Source organism: Streptomyces gottesmaniae, assembly GCF_031845845.1.
GTDB lineage: Bacteria > Actinomycetota > Actinomycetes > Streptomycetales > Streptomycetaceae > Streptomyces > Streptomyces akebiae.
Genome location: NZ_JAVRFJ010000045.1, coordinates 31,950 through 55,620 on the forward strand (window position 1 = coordinate 31,950; position 23,671 = coordinate 55,620).

Annotated in this window: 18 protein-coding genes and 1 tRNA gene; 14 read left to right on the forward strand and 5 right to left on the reverse strand. The window is 70.7% G+C overall.

The genetic code is table 11. The features are described 5' to 3' along the window. Positions 1-72 precede the first annotated feature (72 nt). From RM704_RS37150 to RM704_RS37170, 5 genes are all read left to right on the forward strand, one after another. Positions 73-1,362: an ABC transporter substrate-binding protein gene (locus RM704_RS37150; protein ID WP_033532612.1), complete on the forward strand. Its 1,290-nt coding sequence runs from the start codon at positions 73-75 to the stop codon at positions 1,360-1,362. Then, positions 1,362-2,366, forward strand: coding sequence for a carbohydrate ABC transporter permease (locus tag RM704_RS37155; protein WP_033532611.1), 1,005 nt, complete (start codon positions 1,362-1,364; stop codon positions 2,364-2,366). Before RM704_RS37150 ends, RM704_RS37155 begins: the two co-directional genes overlap by 1 nt. Then, positions 2,366-3,265 carry a carbohydrate ABC transporter permease gene (locus tag RM704_RS37160; RefSeq protein ID WP_033532610.1) on the forward strand — a complete coding sequence of 300 codons (900 nt, stop codon included), beginning with the start codon at positions 2,366-2,368 and terminating at the stop codon, positions 3,263-3,265. The genes RM704_RS37155 and RM704_RS37160 overlap by 1 nt, the downstream gene beginning before the upstream one ends. A gap of 12 nt (positions 3,266-3,277) precedes the next feature. Further along, positions 3,278-3,916, forward strand: coding sequence for a hypothetical protein (locus RM704_RS37165; RefSeq protein ID WP_033532609.1), 639 nt, complete (start codon positions 3,278-3,280; stop codon positions 3,914-3,916). A 114-nt stretch (positions 3,917-4,030) separates the two neighbouring features. Then, positions 4,031-6,778 (forward strand): exo-rhamnogalacturonan lyase family protein, encoded by a 2,748-nt coding sequence (locus RM704_RS37170; protein ID WP_033532608.1) that lies wholly within the window; start codon positions 4,031-4,033, stop codon positions 6,776-6,778. Positions 6,779-6,910: 132 nt separating this feature from the next. On the opposite strand, the gene RM704_RS37175 is transcribed toward RM704_RS37170, so the two are convergent. Next, positions 6,911-9,367 carry an SCO7613 C-terminal domain-containing membrane protein gene (locus tag RM704_RS37175; protein ID WP_033532655.1) on the reverse strand — a complete coding sequence of 819 codons (2,457 nt, stop codon included), beginning with the start codon at positions 9,365-9,367 and terminating at the stop codon, positions 6,911-6,913. A 102-nt stretch (positions 9,368-9,469) separates the two neighbouring features. On the opposite strand from RM704_RS37175, the gene RM704_RS37180 reads away from it, so the two are divergent. Both RM704_RS37180 and RM704_RS37185 read left to right on the forward strand, forming a co-directional pair. After that, positions 9,470-9,928 carry an SRPBCC family protein gene (locus RM704_RS37180; protein ID WP_033532607.1) on the forward strand — a complete coding sequence of 153 codons (459 nt, stop codon included), beginning with the start codon at positions 9,470-9,472 and terminating at the stop codon, positions 9,926-9,928. A 39-nt stretch (positions 9,929-9,967) separates the two neighbouring features. Next, positions 9,968-10,039: transfer RNA gene (locus RM704_RS37185), tRNA-Val, on the forward strand. 107 nt (positions 10,040-10,146) lie between these two features. Here RM704_RS37185 and RM704_RS37190 read toward each other — a convergent pair. After that, positions 10,147-10,872 carry a 3'-5' exonuclease gene (locus RM704_RS37190; RefSeq protein WP_033532606.1) on the reverse strand — a complete coding sequence of 242 codons (726 nt, stop codon included), beginning with the start codon at positions 10,870-10,872 and terminating at the stop codon, positions 10,147-10,149. A gap of 168 nt (positions 10,873-11,040) precedes the next feature. On the opposite strand from RM704_RS37190, the gene RM704_RS37195 reads away from it, so the two are divergent. From RM704_RS37195 to thrS, 3 genes are all read left to right on the forward strand, one after another. Next, positions 11,041-11,607: a DUF4365 domain-containing protein gene (locus tag RM704_RS37195; RefSeq protein WP_033532605.1), complete on the forward strand. Its 567-nt coding sequence runs from the start codon at positions 11,041-11,043 to the stop codon at positions 11,605-11,607. Next, a complete protein-coding gene (locus tag RM704_RS37200; RefSeq protein WP_438828975.1) occupies positions 11,604-12,881 on the forward strand; it encodes a hypothetical protein in 1,278 nt (425 codons plus the stop codon). The genes RM704_RS37195 and RM704_RS37200 overlap by 4 nt, the downstream gene beginning before the upstream one ends. Before the next feature lie 104 nt (positions 12,882-12,985). Then, complete coding sequence (gene thrS, locus RM704_RS37205; RefSeq protein WP_033532604.1) at positions 12,986-14,962, forward strand: threonine--tRNA ligase; 1,977 nt, start codon at positions 12,986-12,988, stop codon at positions 14,960-14,962. A 41-nt stretch (positions 14,963-15,003) separates the two neighbouring features. Here the strand turns inward: thrS and RM704_RS37210 are convergent, their stop codons facing one another. Continuing rightward, positions 15,004-15,660, reverse strand: a complete 657-nt coding sequence (locus RM704_RS37210; RefSeq protein ID WP_033532603.1) for a potassium channel family protein — start codon at positions 15,658-15,660, stop codon at positions 15,004-15,006. A 67-nt stretch (positions 15,661-15,727) separates the two neighbouring features. On the opposite strand from RM704_RS37210, the gene RM704_RS37215 reads away from it, so the two are divergent. Further along, positions 15,728-16,288, forward strand: coding sequence for an HIT family protein (locus RM704_RS37215; RefSeq protein ID WP_033532602.1), 561 nt, complete (start codon positions 15,728-15,730; stop codon positions 16,286-16,288). 101 nt (positions 16,289-16,389) lie between these two features. On the opposite strand, the gene RM704_RS37220 is transcribed toward RM704_RS37215, so the two are convergent. Next, positions 16,390-18,060 carry an AbeC-like domain-containing protein gene (locus RM704_RS37220; protein WP_033532601.1) on the reverse strand — a complete coding sequence of 557 codons (1,671 nt, stop codon included), beginning with the start codon at positions 18,058-18,060 and terminating at the stop codon, positions 16,390-16,392. Positions 18,061-18,317: 257 nt separating this feature from the next. Next, complete coding sequence (locus tag RM704_RS37225) at positions 18,318-20,516, reverse strand: elongation factor G-like protein EF-G2 (protein ID WP_033532600.1); 2,199 nt, start codon at positions 20,514-20,516, stop codon at positions 18,318-18,320. A gap of 229 nt (positions 20,517-20,745) precedes the next feature. On the opposite strand from RM704_RS37225, the gene pgsA reads away from it, so the two are divergent. Genes pgsA through RM704_RS37240 form a run of 3 tightly spaced genes read left to right on the forward strand, consistent with a single transcriptional unit; the run spans position 20,746 to position 23,668 of the window. Next, positions 20,746-21,486: a phosphatidylinositol phosphate synthase gene (gene pgsA / locus RM704_RS37230; RefSeq protein ID WP_078937580.1), complete on the forward strand. Its 741-nt coding sequence runs from the start codon at positions 20,746-20,748 to the stop codon at positions 21,484-21,486. Further along, complete coding sequence (locus RM704_RS37235; protein ID WP_052146616.1) at positions 21,483-22,511, forward strand: phosphatidylinositol mannoside acyltransferase; 1,029 nt, start codon at positions 21,483-21,485, stop codon at positions 22,509-22,511. The genes pgsA and RM704_RS37235 overlap by 4 nt, the downstream gene beginning before the upstream one ends. Then, entirely contained in the window at positions 22,508-23,668 is a 1,161-nt protein-coding gene (locus tag RM704_RS37240) for a glycosyltransferase family 4 protein (RefSeq protein WP_033532598.1), read from the forward strand. The genes RM704_RS37235 and RM704_RS37240 overlap by 4 nt, the downstream gene beginning before the upstream one ends. Positions 23,669-23,671: the final 3 nt, after the last annotated feature.

Here is a 23,671-nt window from a genome sequence, read left to right on the forward strand (position 1 = left end):
TACCTTGTGCCAGCAAGCGCTTACTTGAAACGATTCATGGCGCGGGACGCAGCGTCGCGGGGAGGCTCAACCATGCAGCAAAACAGGAACGTTGAGAGGCGGACGGTCCTCAAGGCGGCCGGAGCCTCATTGGCCGTCGCGGGACTGGGGGCGACGGCCACCGCCTGTGGCGGTGACAGTGGCGCGGGGGACGGGACGGTGACGATCCGTTACGCCTGGTGGGGCGCGGAGGACCGTGCCGAGCGCATCAAGAAGAGCATCGCGCTTTTCGAGAAGAAGTACCCGAAGATCAAGGTGAAGACGGACTTCCAGCCGTACCTCGACTTCTGGAAGAAGTTCAACACCCAGGCCTCCGGTGGAAATCCTCCGGATGTGTTCCAGAATGCCATCGGTTTCCTGCGGAAATACGATGCCAAGAATGTGCTGCTCGATCTCAGCCCACAGGTCGAGGCCGGCAACCTCTCCCTGGACGGCTTCAGAGCCGGCCTGGAGAAGTTCGGCGAGGTCGACGGAAAGCTGCTCGGGATCCCGGTCGGTTCCAACTCGATGGCCCTGGTGATCGACAAGCCCGTCTACACCAAGTCCGGTGTGAAGCCGGAACAGGGGTGGACCTGGGACGACTTCGACGCGGCGATGAAGAAGATCCGCGACAAGGCGGGGCGCGCCGGCGACAGTGGCATGTACGGCGTGATGTACCTCTACGACCTGTACCTGCGCCAGAACGGCAAGGCGTTCTTCACCGAGGACGGGCTCGGCTTCACCGAGGCGGACCTGAAGGCCTGGTGGTCGAAGGCCGAGAAGGGCATCGAGGAGGGCCTCTACGCCGACCCCAAGAAGGTCGCGCAGATCAAGCCCAAGTCGGCGGTCGCCGCCGAACTCGCCGCCGGTGAGTTCACCTGGGACAACTTCACCGTCCGCTACACCTCCGAGGGCAAGAGCGAATACGGCCTGGCGCCCATCCCGACCACCGACGGCAAGAAGACCGGCCAGTACCTCGGCTCGCTCATGCTCAGCGCGTCCAAGCGCACGCAGCACCCCAAGGAAGTCGCGCAGTTCATCAACTTCATGGTGCACGAGCCCGAGGTCGCCAAGATCATGGGCTACGACCGTGGAGTGCCCGCGACGCAGGCCCAGTACGACGCGTTCCAGCCGACCGACCCGGTCAACAAGGCCATCGCCGAGTACGAGGAGTCCCTCGTCGCGGCGGGCGTCCTGGAGCCCATCACCCCGCACCCGAACGGCGCGGACATCTGTGAGGCCGCCTTCCTGCGCATCGGTGAGGAACTCGGCCTCGGCACGCGCACGGTCGACGACGCCGTCAAGCAGTTCTTCACCGAGTCGAAGACGGCTCTCGGCACCTGATGGGAACCACCGTGACACACGCCCCTGCGACGGAGGGCCTGTCCAAGGACGAGCGCTCCGAGCCGCGGCACGGTCCGGCCGAAGCCCCGAGCCCCGCCACACTCAAGCGGCGGGGCCGCCGGGAGAACCTGGCCGGCTACCTCTTCATGTCGCCGTGGATCGCCGGATTCCTGCTGCTCACAGCGGGTCCGATGATCGCCTCGCTCTACTTCGCCTTCACCGACTACAACCTGTTCGACGCGCCCAAGTGGATCGGCCTGGACAACTTCTCCGAGATGTTCGCCGACCCGCGCTGGCGTCACTCGGTGCGGGTGACGCTGTGGTACGTCGTCGTCGGCACGCCCCTCAAGCTGCTGCTGGCCCTCGGTGTGGCGCTGCTGCTGGCCCAGAAGCGGCGTGGACAGGCCTTCTATCGGGCCGCCTTCTACGCGCCGTCGCTGATCGGGGCCAGCGTCTCCATCGCGATCGTCTGGAAGGCCATCTTCTCCGACGACGCGATCGTCGACCGTACGCAGAAGATCTTCGGCCTCGACGTCGGTGGCTGGACCGGCGATCCGGAAATGATCATCTACAGCCTGGTGGCGCTCACCGTCTGGCAGTTCGGCGCTCCCATGGTGATCTTCCTCGCCGGTCTCAAGCAGGTGCCCCGTGAGCTGTACGAGGCCGCCGAGGTCGACGGTGCCGGCAAGTGGCGGCGGTTCTGGAACATCACCCTGCCGATGATCTCCCCGGTCCTCTTCTTCAACGTCCTGCTGGAGACGATCCACTCGTTCCAGATCTTCAGCTCGGCGTACATCGTCGGCGGCGGTGCCGGAGGCAACGCCTGTGGTCCCGCGGACGGTTCGATGGTCTATACCTGCTATCTCTACGTCCAGGGCTTCGAGAACAGTCGGATGGGTCTGGCCTCCGCCATGGCCTGGCTGCTGCTGGTCGCGGTCGCGCTGGTGACGGCCGTGCTGTTCTGGTCCCAGAAGCGCTGGGTGCACTACGAGGAGGGTGCCTGATGAGCGCACAGGCCACCGAGATCACCCCGGCCCCGGCCCCGTCCGGGCGGGCGGGCGCGCTGCGGCGCGGACTGCCCGGTTCCCTCGCCTGGCACATCGGGTCGCTCGCGATCCTCGCCGTGATCCTCTATCCGGTGATCTGGGTCATCGGCGGCTCGTTCAAGAAGAGCGAGGACATCGTCGGCAGTCTGGACCTGCTGCCGAGCGACCCGATCATCTCCAACTACACCCGGCTCTCCGACGGCATCGCCGACATCCCGATCTCCACCTTCTTCGTCAACTCGCTCACGCTCGCGCTCGGTTCGGTGGTCGGGATCCTGGTGTCCTGCTCGCTGACCGCGTACGCCTTCTCGAAGATCAAGTTCGCGGGCCGCAATCTGCTCTTCACGCTGATGATCGGCACGCTCCTGTTGCCGTACCACGTCCTGCTGATTCCGCAGTACGTGCTGTTCCGCAACATGGACATGATCAACACCTACACCCCGCTGCTCCTGCCGAAGTACCTGGCCACGGAGGCGTTCTTCGTCTTCCTGATGGTGCAGTTCATGCGGAACCTGCCCAAGGAGCTCGACGAGGCGGCCCGCCTCGACGGCTGCGGGCACTTCCGGATCTACTGGTCGATCGTGCTGCCGCTGTGCCGGCCCGCGCTCATCACCAGCGCGATCTTCACCTTCATCAACTCATGGAACGACTTCATGGGGCCGCTGATCTATCTGAACGAGCCCGACAAATACACCGTGTCGCTCGGTCTGAAGATGTTCGTGGACCAGGACGCCGTGGCCAACTACGGCGGCATGATCGCGATGTCGCTGGTGGCCCTGCTGCCGGTGCTCGCCTTCTTCCTCGCCTTCCAGCGCTATCTGATCGACGGTATGGCCACCTCCGGTCTGAAGGGCTGAGGTGAACCGACCATGGCTCTCGCCCGCACCCGCACCCGCACCCGCACCCGTACCCGCGACCGTGCCAAGTCGGCCGCGCCCCGCGAGGAGTCCCCGCTCGCTGAGCGGTTCGCGCTGTTCGCCGAGTGTCTGCTCACCGGGGTGTGGATCGCGCTGGCCTCGCTGCCGCTGGTGACGTACCCCGCCGCCTTCGCCGCGGGCTCCCGGCATCTGCGACGCCGTACGGCTCATGAGGGCGGCGGCTGGCGGGAGTTCGTGGCCGACTTCCGGGCAGCGGTGCGCGGCGGCTGGCTCGTCGGGCTCGCCGGGTGGGCGGCCCTGGCGGCGGTCTGGGTGGATGTCCAGGCCGTACGCGCCGGCATCCCGGGCGGGCCGCTGGTCGGCGCGATCGGCGTCCTCGCCCTGATCGGCGCCGCCGTCGCCGGACTCCGCGGGGCGGCGCTCTGGCGGCCCGGAGCCACCTGGCGGGCCCTGCTGGGCGCGGCCGGTCGGCGGACCGTGCTCGACCCCGCCGGGTCCTTCCTGCTCGTCGGCGGACTGGCCGTGGTGGCCTGCTCCGCCTGGTTCGTCGCGCCGCTGGCGGTCCCGGTGCTCGGGGCCGTCGCCGCGGCGGCCCTCGCCGTGGAGGAGCGGTACCGGCGCCGCCGCTGACCGCAGGGGCGGCGCGCCGCACCCAGGTCGGCGCCCCCTCGGGGGCGCCGCGCCTCCCTCTGTCATGCCCCTGACTACCCGCACGCACGACTTCCCGTTCGGAAAGGAAAGGCCATGTCCCCCATCGACCGCAGGTCCCTTCTCAAGGCGGCCGCCGTCGCAGGAGCCGCAGCGCAGTTCAGCTGGGCGCTAGGGAGTTCGAACGCGCAGGCCGCGCCCAGAGCCGAGGCCGCGGAGGCGGACCCGGTGGTCCTGGACTGGCTGGAGGACGGCGGACTCGGCGCCGCTCCCGGTTCGACCGTGGGTGTGCCGTGGCCGAAGGGCGCCTACGAGAAGGAACAGTCGTTCTCCTTGAGGGACGCGGACGGCAAGGACATCCCGGTCCAGTCCTGGCCGATCGGCTACTGGCCGGACGGCTCCGTGAAGTGGACCGCGCACGCGGTGGGCGCGGGCGCCGGCTCCGGCAAGCTCACCCTCGCCGCCGGCGCGCCGGCCGCGCCGGAGAAGAAGGTCACCGTCGACAAGAGCGGCGGCACCATCGACGTCTCGACCGGCGTCATCACCGCCACGATCGGCAAGTCCGGCTCCACCCTCGTGAAGTCCGTACGGCGCGGCTCCACCGAGATCGCCCACACCGGTCGGCTGGTACTGCTCCGCCAGCCCGAGATCGAGGACGGCGACCAGGGCACCGAGAAGTACGAGCGCTTCGAGAGTGTCATCGACGAGGTCGAGGTCGAGCAGGAGGGCCCGGTCCGCGCGGTCGTCCGCATCGACGGCAAGCACCGCAAGGGAAGCCGCAGTTGGCTGCCCTTCTCCATCCGCCTCTACTTCTACGCGGGCGCCGAGTCGTTCCGCATGGTGCACACCATCACCTTCGACGGCACCCAGGAACCCGGAAAGGCCAGCGGCGACTTCATCCGCGGCATCGGCGTCCGCTTCAAGGTGCCGATGCGCGACGCCGCCTACGACCGCCACATCCGCATCGGCGGCGAGGGCACCGGTCTGCTGCGCGAGGCGGTCAAGGGCATCACCGGACTGCGCCGCGATCCCGGCGCGGCGGTGCGTACCGCCCAGTTCGAGGGCAAGAAGCTGCCCGACCCCTCGACGTGGGACCAGCGGGTCACCACCCGCCTGCAGTACATCCCCGAGTGGGGCGACTACACGCTCTCGCAGCTGTCCGCCGACGGCTTCGGTGTCCGCAAGCGCACCAAGAAGGGCCATGGCTGGATCCCGGCAGGCGGCGGCCGCAGGGCGAGCGGCTTCGGGTACGTCGGCGGCGCCTCCGGCGGGTTCGCCTTCGGCCTGCGCGACTTTTGGGAGAAGTTCCCCGCGCAGCTCGACATCCGCGACGCCCACACCGACACCGCCGAGATCACCCTCTGGCTCTGGTCGCCCGAGGCGCAGCCCATGGACCTGCGCTTCTACCACGACGGCATGGGCCAGGACACCTATCCCGAGCAGCTCGAAGGCCTCAACATCACCTACGAGGACTACGAGCCGGGGTTCGGCACCCCCTACGGCATCGCCCGCACCAGCGAACTGCTCTTCTGGGCCCACGAGTCCACGCCCGGCGCCGAGGACATGGCCAAGCAGGTCGAGGCCGTCCGCACACCCGCGCAGCTCGCCGCCCCGCCCAAGCAGCTCATCAAGGCGGGCGTCTTCGGCAAGCTGTTCTCCGAGCCCGACCGGTCCACCGCCGCCAAGGCGAAGATCGAGGACCACCTCGACTTCCTCTTCACCTACTACAAGGACCAGGTGGAGATGCGCCGGTGGTACGGCTTCTGGGACTACGGCGACATCATGCACAGCTACGACCCCAGCCGTCATCAGTGGTGCTACGACGTCGGCGGCTACGCCTGGGACAACTCCGAGCTCTCGCCCGACCTGTGGCTGTGGTTCGCGTACATGCGCTCCGGGCGCGCCGACATCTTCCGCTTCGCCGAGGCCATGACCCGCCACACCGGCGAGGTCGACGTGTACCACTTGGGGAAGTGGGCGGGCCTCGGCACCCGCCACGGTGTCCAGCACTACGCCGACAGCGCCAAGCAGCAGCGGATCGCCAACACCACCTACCGCCGCTACTACTACTTCCTCACCGCCGACGAACGCGTCGGCGACCTCATGCACGCCAACGTCGACTCCGACGAGACGTTCCTCGTCCTCGATCCCATCCGCAAGATCCGCACCGAGCCCTACACCCCTGACCGCAACGCCCTGTCGATCGGCTTCGGCACCGACTGGTCGGGGCTGGTGTCGGCGTGGCTGACCGAGTGGGAGCGACGCGGCCCCAAGTGGGAGAAGGCCAAGGCCCGCGTGCTGTCGACCATGGAGACCATCGCGGCCCAGCCCAACGGGTTCGTCCAGGGCACCGGGCTGTACGACCTCGACACGGGCAAGTTCGCCGTCGCGGACAAGCCGGTGGTCGGCGTCTCGCACCTGTCGGCGATGTTCGGCCTGGTCGAGATGTGCGCGGAGCTCCTCGACCAGATCGACATGCCCAAGTTCAAGGAGGCGTGGCTCGACTACTGCCGCTACTTCAACGCCACGAGGGCCGAGCAGACCGCCCGTTACGGCTCCCACTTCGGGACCCTGCTGCTCTTCCAGGGCCACTCGCGACAGGACGCGTACGCCGCCGTGCAGTTGAAGGACGACAAGCTCGCGGCCCGTGCGTGGCGGCAGTTCTACAACAGTGCCGACACCTGGGACTACAAGGAGTCGACCGACTGGTCCACCAAGAAGATCGAGGGTCCGACGGCGCTCGTGCCGGGCAGCGAGGCGGCGTGGGTGTCCACCAACGCGACCGCGCTGTACGGCCTGGCGGCCATCCAGAACCTGGCTCTGGTGGGCGACAAGATGCCGTGACGCTCCGCTCGGGGCGCCGCCTCGACGGGGCGCCAGGGAGGTGGGGGCGCCCGGGGTCGGTGGGGGACCGCGCATCGGTCGTGGCTGGTCGCGCGGTTCCCCGAGCCCCTTGCGGGGCGCTCCTCAGGCGTCTCACGTGAGCTTTCCGAGCACCTCCCGCACTCGGCGTGCGTCGCGCAGGCGCTGTTCGTAGGTGGCACCCGCCGCGAGCAGGGCAAGACCGGCGAGTGCGGGAGGTACCCAACGGGGGAGGGCGTCCACGACCTGGGCGATGTAGGGGGCCAGTTCGTGCAGGGCGACCAGGGCGAGGGTGGCGCCGCCGAGGAGCAGCGGGGCCTGGAGGCGGTGGCGGGCGCCCAGCAGGGTGACGGCCAGGGCGGCGACACCCAGCAGCAGGGGACGGAGCCAGTGGGTGTCGCCCCAGGCCGCGAAGAGGCTCGGGACGAGCGTGACGGCGAGTCCCGGGCCGTACGCCGTCCAGGACGAGACCGCCACGTCCCGGCGCCGGCGCAGTCGGCCGACGAGCAGGGCGGGGAGGGTCACCGGCAGGGTGTACGCCTCCGGTGAGCCGACCTCCCAGACCGCCAGCCGCACCCAGGACGCCGTCACGAGGAGCGTGGCGGCCAGATAGCCGAGGTGACGGCGGTCCGGTCGTACCGCTCTGCCCGTGACGATCACACCGCAGAGCGCGAGGGTGAGGGCCAGCAGCGGCGGGTGCACGGCCGAGAGGGCGATGGCCAGGAGGCCGGCCGCGGCGCCGGTCGCCTCGACCGGGATCGTCGTGGGCGAGTCGCCGAGACGTGCCGCGACCAGGGCCGCGATCGCCGGGACGGTCAGGACGAGCAGGGCGGTGTGCTGGGGCTCCCAGCCGGCGGACGCGCCGATCGCGCAGGTCAGGGCCGTGGCATGGACGAACGAGGCGGGCGCGGCGAGGACGCCGAGGTCGGTGCGCCACGCCGCCGCCGCGAACAGGACGGTCGAGGCCGCGAGGGCGATGAGGGTCGCGGGTTCGGTGGCCAGGGAGTGCAGGACCAGGCTCACGGAGGTGACCAGGGCCAGCAGGGTGCCGGTGAGCGGCAGAGGCGACCGGAGGCGGTCGGCCGCCGTGGACGGCTGAGGCCGCTCGGGCGCCGCCGACCGTGCGAGCCCGGCGAGGGCCAGGGTGACCACCACCAGAAGCCCCTGGGTCATCAGCCCGGCCGCGTACGGCAGTTCCAGGACCGCGGGGAGGACCAGGACCGTCGCCCAGGCGAGGACCGAGGCACCCACCAGGGCCGGGGTCCGCCACGGGGCGGTGCGTCCGGTCAGGGCCAGCACTCCGGCGACGGCGGCGAGCACGAGGGGGACGGTCGCCGTGTTCGGGGGCCAGGGAGCGTCGAGCGTCACCGCCGCCCGGGCGTCCGCGGGCGTGCCGGACCAGATCCGCTCCAGCAGGCTGACCGGGCCCAGCAGCACGATCGCCACCACCGGCACCGTGGTGGCCAGCGCGAGGCCTTGGACCACGGCGGAGGCGTGGACGAGACCGCGCCGTACGGGCTCGGGGGCCTGTGCCCGTACGGCTGTCAACAGGGCGAGCCCGCAGAGGAGATGGGCCGGGACCGTCCACATCTCGGGCAGCACCGCGCGGGCGATGCCGCCGAGGCCCGTCACCGCGAGAAGCCCGCCGGTGAGGGCGGCGCCCAGGGCCAGGGCGGGCTTCGGGGCGAGCCAGGCGGTCGTGAGGGCGATCGCCGCCGCGAGGGCGAGGAGCGCCGCCGCACGGGCGGCGGCGCTCGGGCCGGTGGCGGCCCACGAGAGCCACCCGGCCGTCGACACGCCCAAGGCACCCCAGCCGGCCGCGCCGACCACGGCGACGATCCGTACCGGCACGAGGGACACCCGGAGCGCGATCGCGGTGTCGGCCGCCGCTGTCACCAGCAGCAGGGCTGTGACCGTCTCCACGCTCGCGTTCACCGCGAACGACCAAAGGATGAGCGGGAGTTGAGCGGCGCACAGAGCGAGGGGAAGCGGCAGGCCCAGGGCGGAGCGGGGCACCGTCGACCCGGACTCCGCCGCCCCGGTCGGCAGCGCGCCGAGCCCCAGCCCGTACGCAGCCCACACCGTCGCGAGCACGGCCGCCGCGACCGCCGCGTACCCCGTGCCGTCCGCCCCCGTGAAGGCGACCTCGTACAGGGCGTAGGCGTCCAGGACGGTCAGGGCGAGGCCCAGGCCCGCCACCGCCTCGGCCGTCGAACGCAGGCCGCGTCGGAGGAGGAGCGCGGGAGCGCCGAGCGCGGCCACCGTGACCGCGCCGAGCACCAGCGCCCGCCCCGCGATGCCCATGTGCCCCCAGCTGACCAGCGTGAACGCGATCGCCGCGACGGTCAGCAGGACGCCACCGAGGACCAGCAGCACGTTCTGGACGCGCGGTACGGTCGCCTCCGGGCGCCGTACCGGCGGTGCCGCGGGCGTGGGCCCGGGCGCGGCGGCGTACAGGGCGCTGACCAGCCACGCGCGGCGGCTCAGCAGGAAGGTCCGGCGGGCGTCGAGGTGCCGCAGCTCGGCGTCGAGGACCCGCAACTCCTCGGCAGGGGACGGAAAGGACGTCATGCACCGGAGTGTGGTCCGCGTCACGGCGTACCACATGAGCGCTGATACTCAGGCCGTACTCAGATCCCGCACGAACCGGCCCTGTGCGGGCAGAATCCGACCATGGACTGGTGCCACTACCGCTTCCGCAGCCACTGGAACCTGCCCGCTCGCCCCACCGCCGTGTACGACGTGCTCCAGCGCGCCGACGACTACCCGCACTGGTGGCCGCAGGTCCGCGAGGTGACCCGGATCGACGAGACCACCGGCACCGTCCGGATCCGCTCGGTCCTTCCGTACGACCTCGCCTTCACCGCGCGCGAGGTACGGCGCGACCGGGTGGCCGGCGTCCTGGAGATCGAGCTGACCGGTGACCTGGACGGCTGGGCCCGTTGGACGCTCACCGCCGACGGGACCGGCACGCTCGCCCGGTACGACCAGGAGGTCGAGGTCTGCAAGAACCTGATGCGACGGCTCGCCGTACCGGGGCGTCCGGTGTTCCGCGCCAACCACGCGTTGATGATGCGGGCGGGACGGCGAGGGCTCACCGCGTACCTCACGACGGCTGGCCAAGCGGTTTGAACCAGACCCGTCGGGACCTGTATTGTTCAGTCCGTTCCCGGGCGATTAGCTCAGTGGGAGAGCGCTTCGTTCACACCGAAGAGGTCACTGGTTCGAACCCAGTATCGCCCACCCGGAAATACAGCAGTCCCTTCCCCGACGGGGAAGGGACTGCTGTCGTTCATGGACCCGGAGCGCCCGGACCGCCCCGTCGAGCCTGACGCACCGCACCGCACTGCTCAGGCCGCGGCCGGCAGATCCGGACGCAACGGCCAAGCCGGGTCCACCGCCTCCTCCGTGCCGCTGCGGGCGAACCAGGCCTGCAGACCGCGGGCCTGGGCCGCGTGCCAGACGGCCTGCAGCGTGTGCAGTTCGGCGGGGGAGAGGCGGGCGAGCCGGGTCGCGAAGCGGTGGCCCACCGCGCGTACGACGTCCATCGCCGCCTGCGCGTCGGCCGCCGCGTCGTGCGCGCCGTCCAGGGACACCTCGTAGTGCGCGCACAGATCGGTGAGCGTGCGCCGACCTTTGCGGTAGCGGTCCAGATGCTTGTCCAGGACCCGCGGATCGAGGACCCGCAACGGCGTCGTCTCGAACCAGTGGTCCAGCGACGAGGCGCGATGCCGTCGCAACTCGCGGTCCAGCAGGGTCAGATCGAACGGCGCGTTCATCACCACCAGCGGACGGCCGCGCACCGCCTGCTCGGCCAGCGCCCTGGCTATCTCCTCCATCACCGGCGCCGGCCAGCGGCCGTCGCGCTGCAACTGTTCGTCCGTCAGCCCGTGCACCGCCGTCGCCGCGGCGGGCACCGGCACGCCCGGGTTCACCAGCCACCGGGTCACCCGGGGGCGGGTGCCGGGCGCGTCCTGGACGACGACGGCGGCCGACACGATCCGGTCGGTCTCGACGTCCACGCCCGTGGTCTCCGTGTCGAACGCCGCCAAGGGCCCCTCGTACCAACACGTCATGTGTCCACAACTCCTCGTTCACCCACGGCAGCTGACGTCCCGTCTTCTGCCAGTTTGGTGATACCCGGGCTGTTTGCGCCGTACGCCGGACGGAGACAACAGAAGTACGGGTCTGCGCAGTTCAGGGGCCCGGCACGGGGAAACACCTGTAGGGGAAGGCTGTTGGTCATGGCCATTGCGCAGCCCGAGCGGGGCGGGCTGCTGCCCGAGCACGCGGCACCGCTCCGCGGCTCCCTCGCCACCACCGCCTGCATGGAGACCCTGCAGGTGGGATATCTGCACGCGGTGGCGGCCGCCGCCGGCTGCTCGCTGTCCCAGCCCTTTCCGGACAACGGCATCGACTGGCACGTCAGTCACGGCTCGCCCGGTCACACCGTCGACGACGAGGTGACCATCAAGGTGCAGCTCAAGGCCACCTACCAGCTGGCGCCGGACCCCCCGGGCCGCTTCTTCTCCTTCACCCTCGACAACGAGCACCTGGCGAAGCTCGCCCGCACACCCGTCTCGGTGCACAAGATCCTGGTCGTGATGATCGTCCCCAGGTCGCAGGAGCAGTGGCTGCGGGCCGGCCACGACCGCCTCGACCTGCGGCACTGCTGCTACTGGACCAATCTCGCCGGACACCCGATCACCGGTCGGCGCCGCACCACCGTGCGCGTCCCGACCTCGCGCATCTTCGACGACCGTGCGCTCTGCGAGATCATGACGCGGGTCGGAACGGGAGGCAGACCGTGACCCACGGCCCCATCGACGACGGCCCACGACCGCGGACCGCGGGCGCGTCCGCGCGCAGCCCCATCAACCAGCCCGTGGGTCCCGCGCGACCCCACCCCGTCGAACCCACCTGGACTCAGCCGCCCGACCCGGCGCAGGTGGACCCCGCCGTGCTGGGCGTCCTGCTGCGACGGCACGGGTGGCAGCGGCGCGGCGGAGCCACCGGGCGGTACGGGCGCTGGACCCCGCCCGAGCCGGCCGGGCGTGGCATGAGTCTGCTCGTGCCGGAGAACCGGGCCTTCCCCGACAGCGACGACCTGCTCGGCGAAGCGCTCACCGCGCTGTCCCGGAGCGGGTCGCCCGCCGCACGGGACGTGCTGATCGCCCTCACCGTGCCCAGCGACGAGATCCACTGGTGGCGCGACGTCCCCACCGGCCCGCTGGGCACCGCCTCCTGGGTCGTGGAGGACCAACTGCGCTCCGCCGCCCGCCAGATGCTCCTCGCGGCGGCCCTGGCCACCCGCGCACGAGCCGGCTACCACGGCGCCCGGCACCGTCTGCCCGCCGCCGCCTCGCTGGACGGTGTCCTCGTCGGCGCCGCCCCCGGAGGCCGTCGGCTGACCGCCTTCGTCCCCGTCGCCACCGGCCGCCCCTTGGCCTTACGACTCCACCAGGCCCTGTACGCCGCCCGCGAGGCCATCGACTACCAACGCGCCACCGGCGGCATGGACGCCTTCGACGGCGCCGTCGAGGCCGGGGTCAGCCACGAGCTGACCGAGGCCCTCGTCACTCTCGTCCGCGGCACCGAGGGCGCCCGCGTCGCCGTCGACTGGGCGCCCGCCGCCGGGGTCCCCGAGGGCGGTGCGACACCGGCCGACGCCGTCGAGTTCTCCCCGGGCGACCTGCCCGTGCTGCGCGAGGCAGGGGCCCGCTATCTCCGCGCGGAACCCCCGATGCCCGTACGGATCACCGGGGCGGTGGTGCGGATGCGCCGGTCGGCGGCGCGCGGCGAGGGCACGGTACGGCTGCGGGTCATCGCCGGCGCCGAGGTCCCGCACGTCCGCATGACCCTGGACGAGGAGTCGTACCGGATCGCGGGGCAGGCCCATCTCGTCGGTCTGCCGGTCCGGGTGCACGGCCGGCTGGAGAGCCGGGGCGGGTTCCGGCGGCTGACGAACGCCGACGGGATCGCGCCCGTGCAGGTCGACGAGGCCGAACGGGACCGGCTGATGAAGTCGCTCCAGGAGACCGCCGAGATCACGGCCTTCTTCGAGGAGGCGTGCGGAGGGGACTGACCGCGTCCGCCTTAACCGTTTAGCAGAGGGCACCCCCGGCTCGGTACGATTCGGGGACCACCCACGAAAATCCGTAGGTGGTCCCCTTCAGTCAGGAGAGACCGGTGTCCGACGTCCGTGTGATCATCCAACGCGATTCCGAGCGGGAAGAGCGCGTGGTGACGACGGGCACTACGGCCGCCGACCTCTTCGCCGGCGAGCGGACCGTCGTCGCGGCCCGTGTGGCCGGAGAGCTGAAGGACCTCGCGTACGAGGTGCGGGACGGCGAGACCGTCGAGAGCGTGGAGATCTCCTCCGAGGACGGCCTCAACATCCTGCGCCACTCCACCGCGCACGTCATGGCCCAGGCGGTGCAGGAGCTGTTCCCCGAGGCGAAGCTGGGCATCGGGCCGCCCGTCCGGGACGGGTTCTACTACGACTTCGACGTGGAGAAGCCGTTCACGCCCGAGGATCTCAAGGCCATCGAGAAGAAGATGCAGGAGATCCAGAAGCGCGGCCAGCGCTTCTCCCGCCGCGTGGTCACCGACGAGGCGGCCCGCGAGGAACTGGCGAACGAGCCGTACAAGCTGGAGCTGATCGGCCTCAAGGGTTCGGCGTCCTCCGACGACGGAGCGGACGTCGAGGTCGGCGCCGGCGAGCTGACGATCTACGACAACCTGGACGCCAAGACCGGTGACCTCTGCTGGAAGGACCTCTGCCGCGGTCCGCACCTGCCCACCACCCGCAACATCCCCGCGTTCAAGCTGATGCGCAACGCCGCCGCGTACTGGCGCGGCAGCGAGAAGAACCCGATGCTCCAGCGCATCTACGGCACCGCCTGGCCCTCCAAGGAGGAGCTGAAGGCCCACCTCGACTTCCTCGCCGAGGCCGAGAAGCGCGACCACCGCAAGCTGGGCAACGAACTCGACCTGTTCTCCATCCCGGACGAGATCGGCTCCGGCCTCGCCGTGTTCCACCCCAAGGGCGGCATCATCCGCCGGGTCATGGAGGACTACTCGCGCCGCCGGCACGAGGAGGAGGGCTACGAGTTCGTCTACACCCCGCACGCCACGAAGGGGAAGCTCTTCGAGGTCTCGGGCCACCTGGACTGGTACGCCGACGGCATGTACCCGCCCATGCAGCTCGACGAGGGCGTGGACTACTACCTCAAGCCCATGAACTGCCCGATGCACAACCTGATCTTCGACGCGCGCGGCCGCTCCTACCGTGAACTGCCGCTGCGCCTCTTCGAGTTCGGGACGGTGTACCGGTACGAGAAGTCGGGCGTCGTGCACGGTCTGACCCGGGCCCGCGGCTTCACCCAGGACGACGCGCACATCTACTGCACCCGCGAGCAGATGGCGGACGAGCTCGACAAGACGCTCACCTTCGTCCTCAACCTGCTGCGCGACTACGGCCTCACCGACTTCTACCTGGAGCTGTCCACCAAGGACCCGGAGAAGTTCGTCGGCTCGGACGAGGCGTGGGAGGAGGCGACCGAGACACTCCGCCAGGTCGCCGAGAAGCAGGGCCTCCCGCTGGTCCCGGACCCGGGCGGCGCCGCGTTCTACGGCCCGAAGATCTCCGTCCAGGCCAAGGACGCGATCGGCCGTACCTGGCAGATGTCCACGGTCCAGCTCGACTTCAACCTGCCCGAGCGCTTCGACCTGGAGTACACCGGCCCGGACGGGTCCAAGCAGCGTCCGGTCATGATCCACCGCGCCCTGTTCGGCTCGATCGAGCGCTTCTTTGCGGTGCTCCTGGAGCACTACGCGGGCGCCTTCCCGGCGTGGCTGGCGCCCGTCCAGGCGGTCGGCATCCCGATCGGCGACGCGCACGTGGAGTACCTGCAGAGGTTCGCCGCCGAGGCGAAGAAGAAGGGCCTCCGCGTCGACGTCGACGCCTCCTCCGACCGCATGCAGAAGAAGATCCGCAACGCCCAGAAGGCGAAGGTGCCCTTCATGGTCATCGCGGGCGACGAGGACATGGCCGCCGGTGCCGTCTCCTTCCGCTACCGCGACGGCTCGCAGGAGAACGGCATCCCCGTCGAGGAGGCCATCGCGAAGATCGCGCAGGTCGTGGCGGACCGCGTCCAGATCTGAGGCGTACCCGCGCCGAGGTCGAGGTGAGGCCCTCGGGGAGTTCAGCTCTCCGGGGGCCTCTGCTCGTCCTCCCGCGCGAACACCTGGAGCAGCCACGACCCGAACGACCCCGTCACCGTGCCGAGCAGGGCCAGACCGCACGCCATGAGGAAGACGGCGATCGTCCGGCCCATCGGGGTCACGGGGGTGACGTCCCCGTACCCCACCGTGGCGAGCGTCGCGCAGGTCCACCACACCGAGTCCCCGAACGTCACGATCGACGCGTCCGGGGCCGCGTGTTCCTGCTGGTAGACGGCGAGGGCGCCGGTGAAGCCGAGCAGGGTCACGGACAGACCCGCGTAGACGGCCACGCGCGCGTGCAGCGAGAGCCGGGGCCGGTCGTGGCGACGCCGCACGGCGTCGTGGATCTGCACGACGCGCAGGGGGCGCAGCAGCGGCAGCACGAGCACGACGGTGTCCAGCCAGTGGACGCGCACGAACCTCGCGCCCAGCCCGCTGAGCCGCCAGCGCACCGCGTAGTCGAGGACGAAGACCGCCCAGCACAGCATGGTCACCGCGAGGCAGAGGTCCAGCCACCCCTGGGGGAGGTCATGGGCCAGAACCCGTACCGCGTACGAGGCGAGGAAGAGGGCCGACGCCCCGGCGAGCACGCGTCCCGTGCGGCGTTCCCAGCGGAGCGCGCGGCTGTCGTGGTCCATCGCCTCAGCTTGGCCCCGGCCGTTCCGCGCCGGTACCCGGCGACACGCCGCGAACGGGCGAAGCCATATGCTGCACTGCATGACGAGTGAGCCGGAGCAGCAGATCGGAGTGGGGACGCAGGACGCGTTCCAGCGCCTGTGGACGCCCCATCGGATGGCGTACATCCAGGGCGAGAACAAGCCGACCGGCCCCGGCGCCGAAGACGGCTGTCCGTTCTGCTCGATCCCGGCCAAATCGGATGAGGACGGCCTGGTCATCAGGCGCGGGGAGCACGTCTACGCGGTCCTCAACCTCTACCCGTACAACGGCGGCCACCTCATGGTCGTGCCCTACCGGCACGTCGCGGACTACACGGACCTCACCGGGCCGGAGACCACCGAGCTGGCCGAGCTGACCAAGCAGTCCATGACCGCCCTGCGCACCGCCTCCGGCGCGCACGGCTTCAACATCGGCATGAACCAGGGGTCGGTCGCGGGAGCGGGCATCGCGGCCCACCTCCACCAGCACATCGTGCCGCGCTGGGGTGGCGACACCAACTTCATGCCGGTCGTCGGCCACACGAGGATTTTGCCGCAGCTCCTGGCCGACACGAGGAAGATGCTGGCCGACGCCTGGCCGACGGTGTAGCCAACGGGTCGGGTGCTTGTTCGTCCGCGGGCGTGGGGGCTGGTCGCGCAGTTCCCCCGCACCCACCCCTCACGCGTCCCCAGGCAGAGCCAGCGCAGCGATCACGCGTCGTAGAGGTCCGCCTTGCGCGGCGTCGGATCCTGCACCGCCCCGCTGAGGAACCCGGCCCGGGAACCGAACTTCTCGGTGTCCACGCCGTTCTCCTTGAGCACCTTGATCGCGGCGTTGTGCACCACGCGGAGCACCGGTGTGGCGGCGCGCAGCGCGTCGTCGGCCATGAAGCGGTGCCGCCACGGCTGGTCGGCCCAGGCGTGCCGCAGGCCGAACGGCTCGGGCAGGCCCATGGAGCCGCCGAGCCAGTTGAGCAGCGGCGGATACCAGGTCAGAGGGGCGCGCGCGGCGAGCCGTACGACCTCGTCGGCGTCGACGAGGGGGAGCTTGATCTTGCGCGTCTCCCAGAAGCGCAGCGACTTCTGGACTTCCTTCTCCTTGGCCGCGGGACCGGTCGTGAACAGTCCGTGCACCGGACCCAGGGCGTGCCCGGTCACCTCGATGCGGAGCGTCTGGTGCAGCACGGTGACCGTGACCAGCATGGTGATGATCAACTGCCCGTCCCAGAGGGTCCATTGGACGCCCAGGTAGTGGCGGTTGCCGCTGCCGAAGTGCTGCTTGTTGCAGATCTCCTGTATGGCGTGCGTCTTGTACTGGTACGCGTCCACGTCGGTGCTGTCGGGCCGGGCCACGGCGCCCGCGCCCTCGCCGATGGGGCTCACGATCCAGTGCTTGATGGAAGGGGCCGTGAAACCACCGGTGTTGAGGGGGGTGCGCTCCAGCATGCGCAGCTGGTCGTGGATGGCGCGTATGACGTCCCAGCTGCGGAACGGGTGGATCTCCCTGCCGGAGTCGGCCGGTACGAGGTCCTCGGCGAGCTGCCAGCTGCCCCAGCGGGTGCCCATGCCGAGGATGCCCTTGGGGCCGGCGTAGAAGACGAGGTTGGAGCGCTGCTCGGCGCTGAGCCGGGCCAGCTCCTTGCGCAACTGCTCGGCCTTGGTCTCGCCGGGGCTGCCGGGCACGGCCTCGGGGATCTTGGCGCCGATGCCACCGCCCGCCAGCAGGCCGGACCAGCGGTCCCGCAGGTCCTGCGCGGCCCGCTCGCAGATCTGCTTGGCCCAGAACCAGCCGACCACCGGAAGCACCACGCACGCACGCGCGTACCAGGCCCAGAAGCCGTCGAAGGGCATCTTGAGCAGGAAGATCACGGCGAGGGCGCCCACCGCGACCAGCAGGGTGGTGCCGAGCACGCCCGCCCGTTTGTCCTCACGCTTGGCGACCGTCGTACGGATCTGGAAGACCAGCAGCCACAGCAGGAGCCCGGGAAGGAAGAGCAGGCCGCACAGGACCATGATCGCCGACAGCCAGTTGTCGCGCTCCCGGCGGATGTTGTTCGCCGCGAGGCAGTGCTCGACGACGACCTGCGGCTCCATGCCGAAGGACTGGATGAGCGGTTTGCGGCCCGCGCCGACCATCCGGTCCCGCACCGCCAGGGAGAAGGCCTCCCCGAGGTTCGGCCGGAAGATGGTCGCCCACTTGCGGCCGGGTTTGACCGTGGACTTGTGCCAGTCGTTGTTGGCCTTGAGGATCTCCGCGATCTCGTTGTCCCGGTAGGCCGCGGATGCCAGGGCGTACGTCGCCGCGGTCTGGCCCGCGGCGCCCGTCAGTGGCACCTGTGCCCCGGGAGAGAAATCGAATTCGTCCGCCACCGCCGCCCCCATCGCCGCACACTCGCTCCTGCGGCTCTTCCCGACTTCCGTGCTCCGCACACCTGTTGATCAGGTCATAGCCTGATCTGGGCCTGATCGAGCCATACTTGTCGATCAGGTGATCAGCGTATCCGTAGCCGCGGACATCGCGCGGCGCCGGGAACGGACATTCACGGAACCCACCGGTGGACGGCCGTGGCCGTCCACCGTGAGGTCACCGCTGTCCTCTCGTCCGCCGGGTCCCGGACCCCTCCGGTCGGTTCTCCCTGTCAGTTCTCCCTGATCTGTTCCCGGAGCCTGTCGGCGACATGGGACGGCATCGGCTCGTGCCGCGTGTACCGGCGGCCGAAGCGCGCGGTGCCGTGGGAGAGCGACCGCAGATCGACGGCGTACCGGTCGATCTCGATCTCCGGTACCTCGGCCCGGACGAGGGTGCGTCCGCCGCCCGCCTGCTCGGTGCCCACGACCCGGCCGCGCCGGCCGGACAGATCGCTCATCACCGGGCCCACGTACGAGTCGCCGACCAGGACCGACACCTCGGCCACCGGCTCCAGCAGGTGGATCTTCGCGTCGGCGGCGGCCTCGCGCAGCGCCAGCGCGCCCGCCGTCTGGAACGCGGCGTCCGAGGAGTCCACCGAGTGCGCCTTGCCGTCGCGCAGCGTGATCCGTACGTCGATGAGCGGATAACCGGCCGCGACACCCTTCGCGGCCTGCGCCCGTACTCCCTTCTCGACGGACGGGATGAACTGCCGGGGCACCGCGCCGCCGACGACCTTGTCGACGAACTCGATGCCGGACCCGCCGGGCAGCGGCTCCACCTCGATCTCGCAGATCGCGTACTGCCCGTGTCCACCGGACTGCTTCACGTGCCGGCCCCGGCCCGCCGACCTGTCGGCGAACGTCTCCCGCAGGGAGACCCGGTGCGGTACGACGTCGACCTGGACGCCGTAGCGGCTGCGCAGCCGCTCCAGCGCCACGTCGGCGTGCGCCTCGCCCAGGCACCAGAGGACGACCTGGTGCGTGTCCTGGTTCTGTTCGAGCCGCATGGTCGGGTCCTCGGCGACCAGCCGGGCGAGGCCCTGGGAGAGCTTGTCCTCGTCGGCCTTGCTGTGTGCCTGGATGGCGAGCGGCAGCAACGGGTCGGGCATCTCCCACGGCTCCATGAGCAGCGGGTCGTCCTTGGCCGAGAGCGTGTCCCCGGTCTCCGCGCGGCTCAGTTTCGCCACACATGCCAGGTCACCCGCGATGCAGTGCGTGAGTGTCCGCTGCTGCTTGCCGAACGGGGTGGACAGGGCGCCGATCCGCTCGTCGACGTCGTGGTCCTCGTGCCCGCGGTCGGCCAGGCCGTGCCCGGAGACGTGCACCGTCTCGTCGGGGTGCAGCGTCCCGGAGAAGACCCGTACCAGGGATATCCGGCCCACGTAGGGGTCGCTGGCGGTCTTGACGACCTCGGCGACCAGTGGTCCGTCGGGGTCGCAGGCCGACGTGATCTCGCGGGGCCGGCCCTCGGGGGTGGTGACCGTGGGCGTCTCGCGCTCCAGGGGGGTGGGGAAGCCGCCGGTGATCAGTTCGAGGAGCTCGACCGTGCCGATGCCCTGCTTGGCGCCGTCGGCCGCCGGGGCGGCGGCCAGCACCGGGTGGAAGACCCCGCGCGCCACGGCCCGCTCCAGGTCGTCGACGAGCGTCCCGACGTCGATGGCCTCGCCGCCGAGATAGCGGTCCATGAGGGTCTCGTCCTCGCTCTCGGAGATGATCCCCTCGATGAGCCGGTCGCGGGCCTCCTCGATCGCGGGCAGCTGCTCCGGGCCGGGCTCGGACTCCTTGCGCTCGCCGGAGGAGTAGTCGTAGAGCTTCTGCGACAACAGTCCGGTCAGCCCGGTCACGGGCGCGTGCCCGTCCGGGCCCTGGGGGCCGTGCAGCGGCAGATAGAGCGGAAGGACGGCGTCCGGGTCGTCCCCGCCGAACGTCTCCGCACAGATCCGGGTCATCTCCTCGAAGTCCGACCGCGCGGCCTCCAGGTGCGTGATCACGATCGCCCGCGGCATGCCGACCGCCGCGCACTCCTCCCACACCATGCGGGTCGAGCCGTCGACGCCGTCCGAGGCCGAGACGACGAAAAGGGCCGCGTCCGCCGCTCGCAGACCGGCCCTGAGTTCCCCGACGAAGTCGGCGTATCCGGGGGTGTCCAACAGATTGATCTTGTACCCGCCCCATTCGACGGGGACGAGGGAGAGCTGCACCGAGCGTTGCTGCCGGTGTTCGATCTCGTCGTAGTCGGAGACGGTGCCGCCGTCCTCCACGCGGCCCGCCCGGTTCACCGCCCCCGCCGTCAGCGCGAGAGCCTCCACCAGAGTCGTCTTGCCCGAACCGGAGTGGCCGACCAGCACCACATTCCGTACGGACGCGGGGTGGTCGGCCGCCGTAGCCCTGCCGGCGGCTCCGGGATGTGCGTTCGCCTTGTCGCCCATGATCCTGCCTCCCGTGCACGGTGAGGTCACTGTGGGCGCGGACATGCGGATCCGCGTGCGGTGGCGGCTCCGATGACGCCCGCGGTGTCTTCGAGCTTTGCACTCGCGTCACGGTGCGTCCATACGAAGGACGTGATCCCTCCTCGCGACCCGGTCACGCCCGTGGGACACGGCGGGCTGGTGCCCGACGATCGCACACGCGCGCGCGTGGCTACGATGGGCCAGCCGGATGGCCAACAGGGGCCACGCGGCGACACCGACCCTCGGGAAGGCCATGCTGAACAAGTACGCGCGTGCATTCTTCACGCGTGTCCTCACACCGTTCGCCGCGTTTCTGATCCGCCGGGGCGTCAGCCCCGACACGGTCACCCTCATCGGCACCGCCGGAGTGATCGCGGGCGCGCTGGTCTTCTACCCCCGGGGCGAGTTCTTCTGGGGCACGATCGTCATCACGCTGTTCGTGTTCTCGGACCTCGTCGACGGCAACATGGCCCGTCAGATGGGCCGCTCCAGCCGCTGGGGGGCCTTCCTCGACTCCACGCTCGACCGGGTGGCCGACGGCGCGATCTTCGGCGGCTTCGCTCTCTGGTACGCGGGCAAGGGCGACGACCTCGCCCTGTGCGCCGTCTCGATCTTCTGCCTGGCGAGCGGCCAGGTGGTGTCGTACACCAAGGCGCGAGGCGAGTCGATCGGCCTGCCGGTGGCGGTCAACGGGCTGGTGGAGCGTGCCGAGCGCCTGGTGATCTCGCTGGTCGCGGCCGGACTCTCCGGACTGCACGCCTTCGGGGTGCCCGGCATCGACGTCCTGCTGCCCATCGCCCTGTGGATCGTCGCCGTCGGCAGCCTTGTCACGCTGATCCAGCGCGTGGTCACGGTCCGTCGCGAGTCCGCCGAGGCCGAGGCGGAGGCCGCTGCCGCGACCGAGCAGGAGAGCCCGGACACCGCCCACAACAGCGAGGCGACCCCGTGAGCGCTCTGCGGGACCGGCTGACGGACGGGCTGTACGGCCTGGGCTGGAGCACCGTGAAGAAGCTCCCCGAGCCCGTCGCCGTACGCCTCGGCCGGACGATCGCCGACGCCACCTGGAAGCGTCGCGGCCCCCTCGTGCGCCGCCTGGAGGCCAACTACGCGCGCGTGGTGCCCGACGCGGGCCCGGAGCGCCTGGCCGAGCTGTCCCGCGCGGGCATGCGCTCGTACCTGCGCTACTGGATGGAGTCCTTCCGGCTCCCCGCCTGGAGCGAGGAGCGGATCAGGAGCGGCGTCACCGTCGAGGACCTCCACCGCCTCACCGACGGCCTCGCCGCCGGCCGGGGCGTCGTCCTCGCGCTGCCGCACCTGGCCAACTGGGACCTCGCCGGCGCCTGGGTCACCACCGAGCTGAAGACACCGTTCACGACGGTCGCCGAACGCCTCAAGCCCGAGACGCTCTACGACCGCTTCGTCGCCTACCGCGAGGGCCTCGGCATGGAGGTCCTGCCGCACAGCGGCGGATCCACCTTCGGCACGCTGGCGCGGCGGCTGCGCGACGGCGGCCTGGTCTGCCTGGTCGCCGACCGCGACCTGTCCGCGTCGGGCGTCGAGGTCGACTTCTTCGGCGAACCCACCCGGATGCCCGGCGGACCGGCCCTCCTCGCCCAGCACACCGGCGCGCTGCTGCTGCCGGCGACGCTCTGGTTCGACGACTCGCCCGTCATGCGGGGACGCGTCCACGCCCCGATCGAGGTCCCCGGGACAGGCACCCGTGCCGAGAAGACGTCTGTCATGACACAGGCGCTGGCTGACGCCTTCGCCACCGGCATCGCCGACCACCTGGAGGACTGGCACATGCTCCAGCGCCTGTGGCTCGCGGACCTCGACCCCGTGAAGGGTCCCGAGAACCCAACGACACCCGCGCCGAGGCCGGCGACGGAACCCGTGACGGGTGGTTCCGCGACGGGTGCCGCGCGTGCTCCGCGGCCGGACACCGCGACGGACTCCGAGAAGGGACGCCCGTGAAGATCGGGATCGTCTGCCCGTACTCCTGGGACGTGCCCGGGGGAGTCCAGTTCCACATCCGCGACCTGGCCGACCACCTCATCCGCCTGGGCCACGAGGTGTCGGTGCTCGCCCCCGCCGACGACGACACACCGCTGCCGCCGTACGTCGTCTCGGCGGGCCGCGCGGTCCCGGTGCCCTACAACGGCTCGGTGGCCCGCCTGAACTTCGGGTTCCTGTCGGCGGCGAGGGTACGGCGCTGGCTGCACGACGGCACGTTCGACGTGATCCACATCCACGAGCCGGCCTCCCCGTCGCTCGGCCTGTTGGCCTGCTGGGCCGCGCAGGGCCCGATCGTGGCCACCTTCCACACCTCCAACCCGCGCTCCCGGGCGATGATCGCGGCCTACCCGATCCTCCAGCCCGCGCTGGAGAAGATCAGCGCGCGGATCGCGGTGAGCGAGTACGCCCGCCGCACCCTGGTCGAACACCTGGGCGGCGACGCGGTCGTCATCCCGAACGGCGTCGACGTCGACTTCTTCGCCCGCGCCAAGCCCAACCCCGACTGGCAGGGCGACACGCTCGGCTTCGTCGGCCGCATCGACGAACCCCGCAAGGGCCTGCCGGTCCTGATGAGGGCACTCCCGAAGATCCTCGCCGAGCGCCCCCGGACCCGGCTGCTGGTCGCCGGGCGCGGGGACGAGGAGGAGGCGGTCGAGACCCTGCCCGAGGAACTGCGCTCCCGCGTCGAGTTCCTCGGCATGGTCAGCGACGAGGACAAGGCCCGCTTCCTGCGCAGCGTCGACGTCTACGTCGCCCCCAACACCGGCGGCGAGAGCTTCGGCATCATCCTCGTCGAGGCCATGTCCGCCGGCGCCCCGGTCCTCGCCTCCGACCTCGACGCCTTCGCCCAGGTCCTCGACCAGGGCACCGCGGGCGAGCTCTTCGCCAACGAGGACGCCGACGCCCTCGCGACCGCCGCCGTGCGCCTCCTCGGCGACCCGGACCGCCGTGCCGAACTCCGCGAACGGGGCAGCGCCCACGTCCGCCGGTTCGACTGGTCCACCGTCGGCGCCGACATCCTCGGTGTCTACGAGACCGTCACGGAGGGCGCCGCGTCGGTCGCGGCGGACGAACGGGTCGGACTGCGGGCGCGGTTGGGACTGGCCCGGGAATGACTC